At 56.0% G+C, this 14,015-nt stretch carries 12 protein-coding genes; 4 read left to right on the forward strand and 8 right to left on the reverse strand.

The features are described 5' to 3' along the window. Positions 1 to 114: 114 nt before the first annotated feature. A complete protein-coding gene (spy, locus tag EDF78_RS19330) occupies positions 115 to 624 on the reverse strand; it encodes an ATP-independent periplasmic protein-refolding chaperone Spy (RefSeq protein ID WP_133823698.1) in 510 nt (169 codons plus the stop codon). A gap of 368 nt (positions 625 to 992) precedes the next feature. Here spy and EDF78_RS19335 point away from each other — a divergent pair, with 368 nt between their 5' ends. Then, entirely contained in the window at positions 993 to 2,414 is a 1,422-nt protein-coding gene (locus tag EDF78_RS19335; protein ID WP_133823699.1) for a PLP-dependent aminotransferase family protein, read from the forward strand. Positions 2,415 to 2,424: 10 nt separating this feature from the next. Here the strand turns inward: EDF78_RS19335 and EDF78_RS19340 are convergent, their stop codons facing one another. The 7 genes from EDF78_RS19340 to EDF78_RS19370 all read right to left on the reverse strand — a co-directional run bounded on the left by EDF78_RS19340 (position 2,425) and on the right by EDF78_RS19370 (position 9,922). Further along, positions 2,425 to 3,033: an SIS domain-containing protein gene (locus EDF78_RS19340; protein ID WP_133823700.1), complete on the reverse strand. Its 609-nt coding sequence runs from the start codon at positions 3,031 to 3,033 to the stop codon at positions 2,425 to 2,427. Beyond that, positions 3,030 to 4,670, reverse strand: coding sequence for an FGGY-family carbohydrate kinase (locus tag EDF78_RS19345; protein ID WP_133823701.1), 1,641 nt, complete (start codon positions 4,668 to 4,670; stop codon positions 3,030 to 3,032). Before EDF78_RS19345 ends, EDF78_RS19340 begins: the two co-directional genes overlap by 4 nt. A 29-nt stretch (positions 4,671 to 4,699) precedes the next feature. Continuing rightward, positions 4,700 to 5,653 (reverse strand): ABC transporter permease, encoded by a 954-nt coding sequence (locus tag EDF78_RS19350; protein WP_095922417.1) that lies wholly within the window; start codon positions 5,651 to 5,653, stop codon positions 4,700 to 4,702. A gap of 1 nt (position 5,654) precedes the next feature. Continuing rightward, positions 5,655 to 6,644, reverse strand: coding sequence for an ABC transporter permease (locus EDF78_RS19355; protein WP_095922416.1), 990 nt, complete (start codon positions 6,642 to 6,644; stop codon positions 5,655 to 5,657). Continuing rightward, entirely contained in the window at positions 6,637 to 8,175 is a 1,539-nt protein-coding gene (locus EDF78_RS19360; protein WP_133823702.1) for a sugar ABC transporter ATP-binding protein, read from the reverse strand. Before EDF78_RS19360 ends, EDF78_RS19355 begins: the two co-directional genes overlap by 8 nt. 269 nt (positions 8,176 to 8,444) lie before the next feature. After that, positions 8,445 to 9,431: an autoinducer 2 ABC transporter substrate-binding protein gene (locus EDF78_RS19365; RefSeq protein ID WP_095922414.1), complete on the reverse strand. Its 987-nt coding sequence runs from the start codon at positions 9,429 to 9,431 to the stop codon at positions 8,445 to 8,447. 245 nt (positions 9,432 to 9,676) lie between these two features. After that, positions 9,677 to 9,922 (reverse strand): hypothetical protein, encoded by a 246-nt coding sequence (locus tag EDF78_RS19370; protein WP_133823703.1) that lies wholly within the window; start codon positions 9,920 to 9,922, stop codon positions 9,677 to 9,679. Between the two features lie 286 nt (positions 9,923 to 10,208). Here EDF78_RS19370 and EDF78_RS19375 point away from each other — a divergent pair, with 286 nt between their 5' ends. Genes EDF78_RS19375 through astD form a run of 3 tightly spaced genes read left to right on the forward strand, consistent with a single transcriptional unit; the run spans position 10,209 to position 14,006 of the window. Then, positions 10,209 to 11,429 (forward strand): aspartate aminotransferase family protein, encoded by a 1,221-nt coding sequence (locus EDF78_RS19375; RefSeq protein WP_133823704.1) that lies wholly within the window; start codon positions 10,209 to 10,211, stop codon positions 11,427 to 11,429. Positions 11,430 to 11,457: 28 nt separating this feature from the next. Next, positions 11,458 to 12,531, forward strand: a complete 1,074-nt coding sequence (astA, locus tag EDF78_RS19380; protein WP_133823705.1) for an arginine N-succinyltransferase — start codon at positions 11,458 to 11,460, stop codon at positions 12,529 to 12,531. Next, a complete protein-coding gene (astD, locus tag EDF78_RS19385; protein ID WP_133823706.1) occupies positions 12,528 to 14,006 on the forward strand; it encodes a succinylglutamate-semialdehyde dehydrogenase in 1,479 nt (492 codons plus the stop codon). The genes astA and astD overlap by 4 nt, the downstream gene beginning before the upstream one ends. The last annotated feature ends 9 nt before the right edge of the window (positions 14,007 to 14,015 follow it).

The raw sequence follows: 14,015 nt of genomic DNA on the forward strand, positions 1-14,015 counted from the left end.
GTTGACGCTTTGCGCAGGGAACGCAGACCGGCTGGCAGAAAAGTTGTGGCGGGGTAGCAAAAAAACAAAAAAAAACCGGCCACGAGGGGCCGGTGTGTTCTCAGAGGTCAGTGATTATTCAGCGGTTGCTGGTTTTTCCTGGCTTGGTTTGTGGTCACGCATCTGTTCCATTTTGGCAGCGCGTTTCTGGTAGTTCTCATTGAACTGTTTTTTCTGCTCAGGTGTCAGCAGGTTGTACATTTTGTTTTCAGCACGGGCGCGGTCGAGCATACGGTCAGACTGGGCTTTGGTGATGGTATCAATCTGCGATTTCACTTTGGCTTCATCGAAGCTGTCGGACGCCACCAGGCTGTGCATCTGATCCATCTGCGCTTTCATTGCTGCGCGGTCAGGACGCGCGCCGCTGTCTTTCATGATCTCTTTCATCTGAGTTTTTTGCTGCTCAGTCAGGTTCAGGCCAGCGAACGGACTCATGTGGTGCGGGCCTTTATGGTGCAGCATTTTGCCGTGCGGCGCGGTCGTTGCGTCAGTTGCCGGTGTGGCGGTGGTTTCAGCAGCGAACGCGAAAGAAGCAGAGCTAAGAGCCAGAGTTGAAGCCACAATCATTGCGGTAAGTTTACGCATAATTAAATTCCTCATTGGAGATTCAGGCAATTCGCCCGTTTTGTTTCGACGTAAACAAGTCTACTCATTCCAATGAATAGTAATGCGGGGAAGATGTAAAAGAGTGAAAGGCGAAATGTCATTTTTCCGGCGATCATGGAGAAAATGTTTAGAAAGCGTAAGGTTGCGCGAACAGGTGTGAAGGATGGTTCGGATAAATCTGAGTAATGCGGTGAGTAACCACATTAACACGGTGAATGTTTCACCACCAGACCTCTCTGGTAAAGAGTGATGAATGTTGTGCCGCGGTTTACTTCAGGTAAAAACGCCACAATCAGGCATAATAGTTATCATTTGATTAACAACATCTATAACAGTGCTGATGACTTATGGCTGAATCCCGTTACGAAACGCTGGCGCGCACATTGCGCAGACAAATTGAGACCCAGGTCTGGCTGCCGGGCGACCGTCTTCCTTCATTACGCGATACCTGCAAACAATCCGGCCTGAGCCTGATGACGGTGTTGCAGGCGTATCAGTTGCTGGAAAGTCAGGGCGTCATTGTCGCCCGTCCGCAGTCCGGCTATTACGTGGCGGCGGGAGCGCAGCGTCCGGTGCGGGCTGCGGCAGATGAACGGCTGCATGCGGCGGAACAGGTGGACGTGAATGACGCCATTTTCGATATTCTGAAAGCCGGGCAGGATCCTTTTGTCGTGCCGCTCGGTTCAGCCTTTCCTGATCCGACACTTTTCCCTCAGCCCCGTCTGGCGCGTTCTCTTGCCAGCGCCGTCCGCCGCATGTCGCCGCACAGTGCGATTGCCAATCTGCCGCCCGGCAACGAAGAACTGCGCCGCAGCATTGCCAGGCGCTATGCGCAGAACGGCATTGAAGTGGCCCCGGATGAAATCGTCATTACCTCGGGTGCGATGGAATCCCTTGGTCTGAGTTTGCAGGCGGTAACCGAACCGGGCGACTGGGTTGCCATTGAGTCACCGGCATTTTATGGCGTATTGCAGGCCATTGAGCGGCGCAAATTGAAAGCCGTCGCCATTCCCACCGACGTGCGATACGGCATGGATCCGGATGCACTGCAACAGGCGCTGGAAACCTATCCTGTCAAAGCCTGCTGGCTGATGTCGAGTTTTCAAAATCCGCTGGGATGCAGTTTGCCGCCGGAGAACAAGGCAAGGCTGGTTGAGTTGTTGCACAAGCATCAGGTGGCGCTGATCGAGGACGACGTTTACAACGAACTGCATTTTGGCAGCGAACGGACAGTACCGCTGAAAGCGTCGTCTTACCGCAGCGAAATTCTGCATTGCTCCTCTTTTTCAAAATCTCTCGCACCGGGTTTTCGTGTGGGCTGGGTGGCGGCGGGAGCGTATGCCGAACGTATTCAGCGCCTGCAGCTGATGAGCACCTTGTCAGCCAGCGTGCCGGTACAACTGGCGCTGGCCGATTATTTGCACAAGGGCGGTTACGATACGCACCTGCGGCGCTTACGGCGCATGCTGGAACAACGGCAGATGGCGATGCGTCATGCGATCCTGGCGGAGTTTCCGGCGCAGGTGTCGGTGACACAACCGGCGGGGGGCTATTTTCTGTGGCTGGATCTGGGCGATAACGTGGATGCGGCGCGGGTTTATCAGCGCGCGCTGGCCAAAGGCGTCAGCGTCGCGCCGGGCACCATGTTCTCCGCCGATGAGCGTTTCAGTCACTGCATCCGCATTAATACCTCGTTCGAATGGGGACCGCACACCGCGCGCGCCATCTCGGTACTGGCGGCGCTGGTGGCGGAAGAGATTAACGGGTGAACGTCACGTCTCAGACATCCTGCTCGCGCAGCGTTTTGCCGACATTGCCGCCCGGATGGACCTTCAGCAGGCGCTGCTGATCGAAGCCGTTACGCAGCATAATGTTGCCGCACAGTGCATCGAACACCGCCAGCACCAGCACGATGGAGGTGGTGGCCAGCATATTCAGCGGATCGATTTCCCGCTGGATATGCGTTTTCAGCACCAGCGTGGCGGCGCGGGCTATGGCGGAATCCAGATTCTCCGTGACACTGATGATCGCCACCCCTTTGGCTTTCAGCGTCGGTAACAGGCGCGTCAGCTCTTCGGAGTTGCCGCCGCGGGAAATCAAAATCATCAGATCGTTGCTGCGCATAAAACCCAAATCGCCGTGCGCGGCATCGGTGGCGCTGAGATACACCGCAGGCTGTTCAACGCACGCCAGCATATGCGCGATTTTCCGCGCCGCAATCCCCGACGTGCCCACGCCGGTGACGGCAATTTTGCCCTTACAGCCGGTCACCAGCGTCAGCAGTTGCTGCCAGATATCGGCATCAAGATGGTGCTGCAATGCCAGCAATTCCTGACTGTAGGTTTGCCAGCCCTGACACGCGAGGGCAAATTCTTCCTCTGCATTCATTCGGTTTCCCCCTGCATCAGGCGGCGGTATTTCATGCTGTCGTGGTACATCTCATGGAATACGCGGTATTTGCGATCGTAATACTCTTTGATTTTGTTGGTCTGCGGCGTGACGGTTTTGCCGATGCGACTCATCGCCGCCATGGCTTCCGGCAATGAGTCATACGCGCCCGCCGCGACGGTGCCCATCATGGCGCTGCCGAGTAACATCGCTTCGCTTTCTTCCGGCAATAACATCGCGCAGCCGGTCGCGTTGGAATGCTCCTGCACAAACACCGGGTTCTTGCTGCCGCCGCCGCTGGCCATCATGGTATCGATGCGGTAACCGCTCTGGTTCATGGTCTCGATAATGTGACGGGTGCCGAGCGCCAGCGCCTGAATGGTCGCCAGATAATGCAGCGCCATGTCTTCCGGCGTGCGTGACAGTTTCAGCCCGGTCAGCGTACCGGTCAGCGTCGGATTGGCGCGCGGTGAACGGTTGCCGTGGAAGTAGGGCAGCATATGAATGTCTTTGGTCAGGAAGGCGATATTCTCCGGTTCGCCGGCCATTTTGCGCAGGATGCCGTTCAGCACTTCATAAATCGTTTTGCCGCTGTCTTTGCCCTGTTTCAGCAAATCCTGATAACACGGGTGCGACTGGATCACGTGGTCAATCAGTGCGCCTGTCGTGGATTGCCCGCCTTCGTTCAGCCAGTAATCCGGCAGGATCGCCGAGTAATACGGTCCCCAGATGCCGCCGATATAACGCGCGCTGCGCGACATCGCCATGTGCGCCGTGGAGGTGCCGCCAATCAGCGCGATGCGGTTGTCGAAATCGGCGGATTCACCGGAAGCGCCGCTGGCCCCGAGAATGCCGAGGCTGCCTGCGTGGGCGTCAATAATCGACACGCTGACCGCCGTGCCCGCCATCAGCCCCATTTCCGCCGCGGCGCGCTGAGTCAGGCCGTGGCCGAGCGGTTCGCCCATGGTTTTCACTTCGCTGCCGATTTTCGCCGCGTTGTTTTCCAGCAAATCTTCCAGCCCGATCTGGCGGAAATAGCTCGGGTCCCAGCGGTCTTCGTGACCGATGTAGGTCCATTTGCAGACGGTGGAACAGAGTGACCGCGTGGTGTCCTGCGTGGCGCGCCAGGTCAGGAAATCCGGCAGGTCAAACAGATGCCCGACGTTGTTCCAGGTGGTCGGCATATGCTGTTTCAGCCACAGCAATTTTGGCGTCTGCATTTCCGGCGAAATAATCCCGCCGACAAACTCCAGCACGCGGTGACCGGTGGCGTTGATGCGCTCAGCCTGCGTGATGGCGCGGTGATCCATCCACACAATGATGTTCTGCTCGCTGCGTCCGGACGGGCTGACAGTCAGCGGTTTGCCTTCTTTATCCAGCACCACCAGCGAACAGGTGGCATCAAAGCCGATGCCTTTGACCTGAATCGGGTTGATGTCAGCCTGATTGACCGCGTCTTTTACCGCGTTACAGACCGACTGCCAGATCTCATCGGAAGATTGCTCAACGAAATCGGCTTTCGGGCGGTACAGCGTGATCTCACGGCTGGCCTGACCGACCATGCGGCCGGTCATGTCGAATACGCCCGCACGGGCGCTGCCGGTTCCTACGTCAACTCCAACAAAATAACTCGCCATGTTCTTTCCCTTCGGTAAAAAGCTTTCGCTTAAGATTTTCTGTTTTGCAGAGCGATAAACAGGATCAGGACGCCGCCCCACAGGGCCATTGTCAGGTAGCTGCTGACGCCCATCAGGTTCAGGCCGCTTTCCAGCATTTGCAGCACGATCAGCGCCAGTACCAGCCCGATGACCCGGCCAAATCCGCCGTCGGGGTTAATCCCGCCGAGTACGGAGGCCAGAATGGTCACCAGCAAATACGAATCGCCATAGCCTGCTTTTGCCGAGTTAAATTTGGACATCATCAGCAGTGCCGCGCCCCAGCCGAGCAGGGCGGAAAGCACGTACACCGCAATGGTCACTTTGTGAGTGTTGACGCCGCTGAACCGTGTGGCCTGTTCGTTGGACCCCATCAGATACAGACTGCGGCCGAGGGTGGTGTGTTCGAGTAACACCCACAACAGCAGTGCCACCAGCAGGAACAACAACAGGGCGACGGGGATGCCCAGCAGGCTGCCGTTGCTGAGATACTGGATTGCCGCCGGAAAGCCGGAGATCACCGCGCCGTTGGTCAGCAGAATATTCAGTCCGGCAATCAGCGTCATGGTGCCGAGCGTTGCCAGAATCGGCGAGACACCGATATACGCAATCAGCGCGCCATTGAGCACGCCAATTGCCACCGCCACCGCCAGACCGGCGAGCATCGCCAGCACGAAATATTGCGGCTGACCCGGATGCGCCACCAGAATGGCGGCCATCGCCAGCGAACAGGCGTTAGCACCGGCAATCACGGAAAGGTTGATGCCGCCGGTGAGCATGGTGATGCCCATCCCCAGCGCCAGCATGCCCAGCACCGGCAACTGCGAGGAGATCGACTGGAAATTGCCGACGCTGTAAAAACTGCCGCCCAGCGTGAACGAGAACAACACGGCCACGGCGACGATGATCAGCAACTGCAAACGGATGATGCGGTCGCCGGGGAAGAATCGGGTTAAGGTCGTCATGTCACATCCCCTTTGCCAGTTTGCGTTTTTCATTCCACGCGGTGCTGCTGATGCTGACCAGAATGATCACGCCGCTGAAAACCTGATGCCAGTAAGACGAAATACTCAGCAGTGTCAGGCCGTTTTGCAGGAAGGCCAGCAACATCACACCGAGAAGGGTGCCGGTCAGCGAGCCGCGCCCGCCGGTCATGCTGGTGCCGCCTAATACCACCGCCGCCAGTACTGTCAGTTCATAACCCAGCAAAGAGTTCGGGGCGACTGACTGGGTAATTTGCGCCTGTACCACGGCGGCAATGCCCGCCAGCAATCCCATAAATCCGTAGACGTAAAAATGCAGCCGCAAGATGTTCAGGCCGAGGCGCGATGCGGCGTCACGGTTGCTGCCCATGGCATAAATCTGACGCCCCACGCGGGTGCGGTTCATCAGTACGCCGGTGGCGATAATCACCCCCAGCAGGCTGAGCAGCGGCAGTGTCAGGCCATAGTCGTACCCGTCGGCGGCCGTAAAGGAGAACCAGTTAATGCCGTTCATAAACCAGTCGGGGAAACCGTACAGCCAGGTGCCGTTGGTCAGATACACCAGCAACCCGTAGAACAGGTTCAGCGTGGCGATGGTGATAATGATCGCCGGAACGCGCAGCCAGTACACCAGAAACCCGTTGACCAGCCCGAGCAGCAAGCCGGTGCCCATCGACAGGGCAAACGCCAGCGGAAAGCTGCCGCCATGATGAATGATGTAGCTCGCCATCACGTACTGGCCGATGGAAGTGACGGCCGGGAAGGAAATGTCGATGCCACCGGCAATCAGCACCACAAACAGTCCGCAGGCCAGAATGCCGAGAATGGCATAACTGGTGGCGACGTCAGTCAGGTTGCCGAGCGTCATAAATTCACGGGTACTGAGACTCAGGCCGATGACCAGCAGCAGTACCAGCAATCCCAGCCAGAATTCATGCCGGGAGAACAGTTTCGAGAGAGAAGTGTTAGCCATTGATCGCCTCCGCAATCTGCGCTTCGCTGCTCTGGTGCGGCGCGAATTCCGCCACCAGCTGGCCTTTGCGCATCACCAGCACGCGGTGACTGTTGTAATATGCTTCAGGAATTTCATCGCAAATCATCAGCACCGCCATGCCGGACTCCGCCAGATCGCGGGCGATGCGATAAATTCCTTCTTTGTTGGCGATATCCACGCCGACGGTCGGCGAATCGAGGATCAGGATATGCGGCTGCGTCGCCACCCATTTGGCGATGGCGATACGCTGCGCATTCCCGCCGGAAAGCGTCTTCACCGGTAAACCACTGTCCGAGACTTTGATGTTCAAATCGCGGATCAGGTCTTTTACCACTGACGCGGCCTTGCGGTGATCCATCAGCCCGGTGCCGGTATGCAGCTTGTCGAAAATCGACACCAGCGTGTTGTCGTAAATGGATTGCTCCATGATCAGCCCCTGCGTCAGCCGGTCTTCCGACACATAAGCGATACCGTGGCGGATAGCGTCGCGGTTGCTGTGAAATTTCACCGCCTTGCCGTTGACGCGGATTTCGCCGCTATCCGGCTGGCTCATGCCGAACAGGCTCAGACAGAGTTCGGTGCGCCCCGAACCGAGCAGGCCGATAACCGAGGTGATTTCGCCCTGACGCAACGACAGCGAAATATCCTGATACTGGCCTTTGCGGCTCAGATGGCTGACTTCCAGCAGCGGCGTCACGTCGGCGGGCGCGCGGTGCGGCAGATGACTGTAGGTAAAACGCTGTCCGGTCATCAGGAACGCCAGCTCATTGCTGTCGAGTTCACTGGCCGGATAGGTGCCGACCAGTTTGCCGTCGCGCATCACACTGATCCGGTCGGCGACTTCCATCACTTCATCCAGACGGTGACTGACAAACACCACGCAGATACCGGCGGCTTTCAGCTCATTCACCACCCGCAGCAGGCCGTTGACCTCGGTGCGGGTCAGGGACGCCGTCGGTTCATCCATGATCACCAGACTGGCGTCAGCAGCGATGGCACGGCATATTGCCACTAACTGGCGGTCGGCGATCGACAGCTTTTCGACTTTACGATCCGGATCCAGAGAAACTCCGACCCGTTGCATCGCCGCCACAGCTTTTTTGCGCATTGCCTCGCGATGTACCCAAAAATCACCCCCCGGTAAATAACGGTGAATGGCAATATTTTCGGCGACCGATAAATTGGGGAATAAAGACAAGTCCTGATAAATCACCTGAATGCCGTAATAAGAAGAAAGTTGCGGCGTCAGGGTATGAAAGAGTTTTCCGTCCAGCGTAATGGCCGCGCCTTTTTCCGGCTGATAAACCCCGGAAATGACTTTAATAATGGTGCTCTTGCCGCAGCCGTTCTGACCCGCAAGACAATGCACTTCGCCTTTATTCAGCGTCAGGCTGACATTATCCAGCGCTAATACGCCGGGGAATTTTTTACTGATTTTCTCGAGGCTGATAAAAGTTTCTGCAGGGGCAGGGGACGTGTGCGTACTGGACGACGGAGTGAGAGTGTTCATCACATTATCCTTACAACATACCCTTCATACTTCGCGCTGTGGATGCGTTGGCTGCACTCGCTCACCCGAATCACTTACTTATGTAAGCTGATCGGGATTCACTCATTTGCCGCCTTCCCACAACCCGAATTATTTGGGGTATAAGTTTTTAATGTCTGATTAGAAATTCAGATACGGCACAGCAAACATCGCCGTATCTGTTTCTATTTGCCTGGTGTGGCGCTGGAGATAAATTTATCTCCGGTAAATAAAAGAATTAAAAAACGAAATCAGAAGCCGAGTGATTTCGCATTCTCTGGTGTGACTTCCAGAATCTTATTAAAACGAATCACGTGTTTATCCATGTCCACATCAGCTTTGCCTAAACCTTCGATACTCAGGTCTTTGGTGACTTCTTTACCCTGCAACAGCTGGTCGGCGACGGTGACTAAAGCGTAACCGGCATCTTTCGGATCCCACAGCAGCACTTTCTTCACATCACCGCGCATCAGGTATGGCGCAGCCTGAGCAGGCATGGCGATACCCACAACGGCGATTTTGTTTTTCGCCCGTTTCTGCTGAACGGCCTGACCGGCACCGATCGGGCCGAGAGAGCCGAAGCCGATAATCCCTTTCAGGTCAGGATAGGTTTTCATCAGATCCAGCGTCGTGGAGTAAGACTTGTCGATGTTTTCTGCCACCGGCAGGCGTGAAGTGACTTCATGCATATCCGGGTATTTTTCTTTCTGATATTTAATCGCGGCATCTGCCCAGGCGTTATGCAACGGCACGGTCAGGGAACCGACATAAATAGCGTAACCGCCTTTGCCGCCCATATCTTTTGCCAGCTCATCCATATTCGCTTGCGCATATTTCTGGCTGTCGATGGTTTCGATATCCCACTGACCAATCTGCTGATCCGGCGATTCATGGGTTAATACCACGATGCCCTGATCGCGGGCTTTTTTCAGCACCGGCTCCAGCACTTTGGCATCGTTCGGCACCACGATAATGGCATCGACTTTTTTGGCGATGAGATCTTCAATCACTTTGACCTGCTGCGCCGGGTCCGGCGTTGACGCACCGACCTGATAGGCATTCACATCCAGTTTTTGCGCGGCTTCTTTTACGCCGACTTCCATGCGGGTGAACCAGGGAATGCCGGTGACTTTGGCGACGACGGCGATGTCGTAAGGCTTGGCGGCGAATGTCGGTGTCGTGAATAACATGCATGCTGAAACCACACATGCGTTAACTAATGCGAGGTTAAATTTCATGTCTGTACCTTTCTTATGATGTTCTGTTCTGGTGTAGGGGAACGGGCAGTGGTGATGTAATCCACACTCAGAGATTAACTGAAGGGGAAAGCGGTTTTCGCGCAGACGTGAATGGAATGTGATCAAAGCCCTTTATTGTTAATTTAAGTATTCTTTAATGTTAAATATAAGTTAATTAAAATCTAAAGTCAGTGGCCAGGAAGACAGTTGCGGCGCGTTACCGATAACAAATTAACCATATTGGATCATTGTATTAACAATAAAAGAACATCACGGGCGTGAATGCGCCCTTTTTCAGAAAGCAAAGCGACCTGCTGCGTTTTATTTGCGCAGAGTGTGAGGGCAGTCACGCAGATCCGATGCGCGATAAAAGTGCGTGCGCAGCACCGCAAAGGTGCAGTCGTTCTTAAGGGTGCATGGCGGATACGCGCCGGATCACAGTCCTGCACAATAAATCCCGCCGAAATGAAAATAACTCCCTGCATACTCATTCTTTACCCCTCGTTGCTGTGAAAGGGGATTTTTTCTTTTATTCATTTTTTATGCAATTAAAGTGAATAACAGCCGGTTTTAAGTGGTTGTTTTTTCTGGATGTGACATTTTTTATTCACTTTTTTCCTTTGCTGGCATGAAGACTGCACTCTATGATGTGACTGAGTGAGATTATTTATTAACTTTTAAATAACAAACTAATAACGAGCATTCCTGCCGGTATGGGGGGCGGACGCCTGCACCCTGAATTCAGCCAGTCACTGGCCTTACATTGAAGAGGTTTATATGGAACACCAACAGCAACCGCAAAACGTCAGCCGCCAGAACTTCGATGACTGGATGGTGCCGGTGTATGCCCCGGCGGCGTTCATTCCCGTGCGTGGCGACGGATCCTGGCTGTGGGATCAGGCTGGCAAAGATTATGTCGATTTTGCGGGCGGCATCGCTGTCAATGCGCTCGGCCACGCGCATCCGGAAATCCGTAAAACTCTGCATGAGCAGGCGGATAAAGTCTGGCATCTGGGTAACGGCTACACCAACGAACCGGTGCTGCGTCTGGCGAAACAGCTGATTGATGCCACCTTTGCGGACAAAGTCTTTTTCTGTAACTCCGGCGCAGAAGCCAACGAAGCGGCGCTGAAACTGGCGCGTCTGGCTGGCAATAAAGCGGGCGGCGAAAAGAATGAAATCATCGCCTTCAAAAATGCGTTCCACGGACGCACCTTATTTACCGTCACCGCAGGCGGTCAGCCGAAATATTCTGAAGATTTTGCGCCGCTGCCTCCGGCCATCACCCATCTGCCGTTTAACGATCTGGCGGCGGTGGCCGGACAGATTTCCTCCCACACCTGCGCAGTGATTGTCGAGCCAATTCAGGGCGAAGGCGGCGTGGTGCCTGCGGACAGTGAATTCCTGCAAGGTCTGCGCGAACTCTGCGACAAACATCAGGCCGTGCTGATTTTCGATGAAGTGCAGACCGGCGTTGGCCGCACCGGTGAGCTGTATGCCTATCAGCATTACGGCGTGGTGCCGGATATTCTGACCAGCGCCAAGGCGCTCGGCGGCGGTTTCCCGATCGGCGCAATGCTGACCACGGATCGCCTGGCGGCGTTATTCCAGCCGGGCACACACGGTACCACTTACGGCGGTAACCCGCTGGCGACGGCGGTGGCGGGCAAAGTGTTTGAACTGGTCAATACGCCGGATGTGCTGTCGGGTGTCAGTAAACGCCACGAATGGTTTATCGCCGGGCTTAAGCGTATCAACGACCGCTATCAGGTGTTCAGCGAAGTCCGTGGTCAGGGGCTGCTGCTCGGTGCGGTGATGAGTGAACGTTATAAAGATCAGGCCAAACAACTGAACACGCTGGCGGCAGAAGAAGGGTTAATTGCGCTGATTGCCGGACCCAACGTGCTGCGTTTTGCGCCATCACTGATTATTCCCGGTGCGGATGTGGAAGAAGGGCTGAACCGCCTGGAACGTGCCGTGGCGCGCCTGTGCGTATGATTCATTGGGTTAAATGAGGTAGAGCATCATGATGTTGATTCGACCTGTGCGGCCCGGCGATCTCGCCGATATCCTGCAGTTGTCAGGCAAAACCGGCATCGGTTTAACGTCTTTGCCCAAGGATGAAGCGCATTTACGCGGGCGTATTGAACGCTCTGTGGCGACCTGGGAAGGTCGTCTGGATAAAGGCGAGCAGGGTTATCTGTTCGTGCTCGAAGACACGGAACAGCAGAAAGTGGTGGGCGTCAGCGCCATTGAAGTCGCCGTCGGGCTGAGCGAACCCTGGTACAACTTCCGCCTCGGTACGCTGGTTCATGCCTCTAAAAGCCTGAATATCTATAAGCCGGTGCCGACGCTGTTTCTCAGTAACGATCACACCGGTTACACCGAACTTTGCACGCTGTTTCTCGATCCGGATTGCCGCCACGGCAAAAACGGCCAGTTGCTGTCGAAAGTCCGCTTCCTGTTTCTGGCGGCGTTCCGCGAGTATTTTTCGCGCAAGGTGATTGCCGAGATGCGCGGCATGTCAGACGACAGCGGCCATTCACCGTTCTGGGACAGCGTCGGGCGGCATTTTTTCGGTATGGAATTCGCCGAAGCCGACCGCCTGACCGGCATGGGACAGAAATCCTTTATCGCCGAACTGATGCCCAAACACCCTTTATATACCGAACTGCTGAGTCATGAAGCGCGCGAAGTGATCGGCGAAGTCCATCCGCAAACCGCCCCGGCGCGGGCCGTGCTTGAAGGGGAAGGGCTGCGCTACGAAGGTTATGTGGATATTTTCGATGCCGGCCCGACGCTTGAAGGGGAAATCGATCAGTTACGTGCGGTAAAAGAGAGCCGTCTGCTGCCGGTGCGGCTGGCAGAACACCGCAGAGACCGCGACGAGCCGCTGTATCTGGTCGCCAACGAGCAATATCAGAACTTCCGTGCCCTGCTGATACCCGGCTGCGAAACGCCGGAAAACCTCACCCTTAACGCCGAAGAAGCTGAATTGCTCGGCGTGGGCGAGGGCGATGCTTTACGCGCCGTGGCACTTTTTCCCGGCAGCACGATCACGCCTGCCACCCAAATTCTTAAAAAGGAAAGTCTCGCATGATGCAACCTGCACTTTTTATTCAGGGCCAGTGGCGCAGCGGACAAGGCGCGCAGCTGAACAAAACCAATCCGGCGGATAACACCTTGTTATGGTCGGCGCTGAGCGCCAGTGCGGAGGATGTCGATGCCGCCTGTACCGGCGCACGCACGGCATTTCCGGCATGGGCGCGTAAAACCGTGGCCGAACGCGCAGAGGTGATTCAGCGTTTCGCGGATCTGCTGACGGAACACAAAACCCGGCTGGCGGAAATCATCAGTCAGGAAACCAGCAAACCGCGCTGGGAAACGCTGACCGAAATTCAGGCGATGATCGGCAAGGTGGCGATTTCACTTGAGGCAAATCAGCAACGTACCGGTGAGAAACACACGGCAATGCCGGACGGTGAAGCCGTACTGCGCCACCGGCCACACGGCGTGCTGGCAGTATTCGGCCCGTATAACTTCCCTGGTCATCTGCCGAACGGCCATATTGTTCCGGCCCTGCTGGCGGGGAATACGCTGGTGTTCAAACCGAGCGAGCTGACGCCGAAAACCGCCGAAGAAACGGTGAAATTATGGCAACAGGCCGGGCTGCCGGACGGCGTACTGAATCTGGTTCAGGGCGGACGCAGCACCGGCGAGGCACTGGCGGCCTGCGCCAATATCGACGGCCTGCTGTTTACCGGCAGCGCGGGCACCGGCTATCAGTTGCATCGTCAGCTGGCGGGGCAGCCGGAAAAAATTCTGGCGCTGGAAATGGGCGGCAACAATGCGCTGATCGTCGAGCCGGTGAAAGATATTGATGCGGCAGTCAATCTGACCCTTCAGTCGGCGTTCATTTCTGCCGGTCAGCGTTGTACCTGCGCACGCCGTTTGCTGGTGAAAGCGGGCGCGGCAGGCGATGCGTTTATCGCCCGTCTGTTGGATGTGACCATGCAACTGCGCATTGGTGGCTGGAACGACGAGCCGCAGCCGTTTATGGGCGGTGTGATTTCTGATGCGGCAGCACGCAACATGCTGAAAGCGCAGGATGAGTTGCTGGCGCTGGGCGGCAAGCCGTTGCTGTTGCTGACCCGTCCGGATCCGCTCAATACCGTGCTGACGCCGGGCATTATCGATCTGACCGGCGTGGCGGGCATTCCTGATGAAGAATACTTCGGTCCGTTGCTGAGCATTTACCGTTACAGCGATTTTGATGAGGCCATCGCGCTGGCCAATCAGACACGCTTCGGGCTGGCGACCGGGCTGATCTCCGCTGAGCGGGATCAGTTTGAGCAGCTATTATTGGAAGCAAGGGCAGGCATTGTTAACTGGAACAAACCGCTGACCGGCGCATCAAGCAACGCGCCTTTCGGTGGCATCGGCGCTTCAGGCAATCATCGCCCGAGTGCGTATTACGCGGCGGATTATTGCGCCTGGCCGATGGCCTCGCTGGAAACAGACAAGCTGGAACTCCCTGCGACGTTGTCGCCTGGTATTGATTTAAGTGCAACCTGAGGAGACAGG

Source organism: Rahnella sp. BIGb0236, from assembly GCF_004364755.1.
Lineage (GTDB): Bacteria > Pseudomonadota > Gammaproteobacteria > Enterobacterales > Enterobacteriaceae > Rahnella > Rahnella victoriana.

Bases quoted from the DNA above. Each gene is read 5' to 3' on its own strand.
- EDF78_RS19360 (WP_133823702.1), bottom strand. From the start codon at position 8,175: ATGAACACTCTCACTCCGTCGTCCAGTACGCACACGTCCCCTGCCCCT.
- EDF78_RS19350 (WP_095922417.1), bottom strand. From the start codon at position 5,653: ATGACGACCTTAACCCGATTCTTCCCCGGCGACCGCATCATCCGTTTG.
- spy (WP_133823698.1), bottom strand. From the start codon at position 624: ATGCGTAAACTTACCGCAATGATTGTGGCTTCAACTCTGGCTCTTAGC.
- EDF78_RS19335 (WP_133823699.1), top strand. From the start codon at position 993: ATGGCTGAATCCCGTTACGAAACGCTGGCGCGCACATTGCGCAGACAA.
- EDF78_RS19370 (WP_133823703.1), bottom strand. From the start codon at position 9,922: ATGAGTATGCAGGGAGTTATTTTCATTTCGGCGGGATTTATTGTGCAG.
- EDF78_RS19355 (WP_095922416.1), bottom strand. From the start codon at position 6,644: ATGGCTAACACTTCTCTCTCGAAACTGTTCTCCCGGCATGAATTCTGG.
- EDF78_RS19375 (WP_133823704.1), top strand. From the start codon at position 10,209: ATGGAACACCAACAGCAACCGCAAAACGTCAGCCGCCAGAACTTCGAT.
- EDF78_RS19345 (WP_133823701.1), bottom strand. From the start codon at position 4,670: ATGGCGAGTTATTTTGTTGGAGTTGACGTAGGAACCGGCAGCGCCCGT.
- EDF78_RS19340 (WP_133823700.1), bottom strand. From the start codon at position 3,033: ATGAATGCAGAGGAAGAATTTGCCCTCGCGTGTCAGGGCTGGCAAACC.
- astA (WP_133823705.1), top strand. From the start codon at position 11,458: ATGATGTTGATTCGACCTGTGCGGCCCGGCGATCTCGCCGATATCCTG.
- astD (WP_133823706.1), top strand. From the start codon at position 12,528: ATGATGCAACCTGCACTTTTTATTCAGGGCCAGTGGCGCAGCGGACAA.
- EDF78_RS19365 (WP_095922414.1), bottom strand. From the start codon at position 9,431: ATGAAATTTAACCTCGCATTAGTTAACGCATGTGTGGTTTCAGCATGC.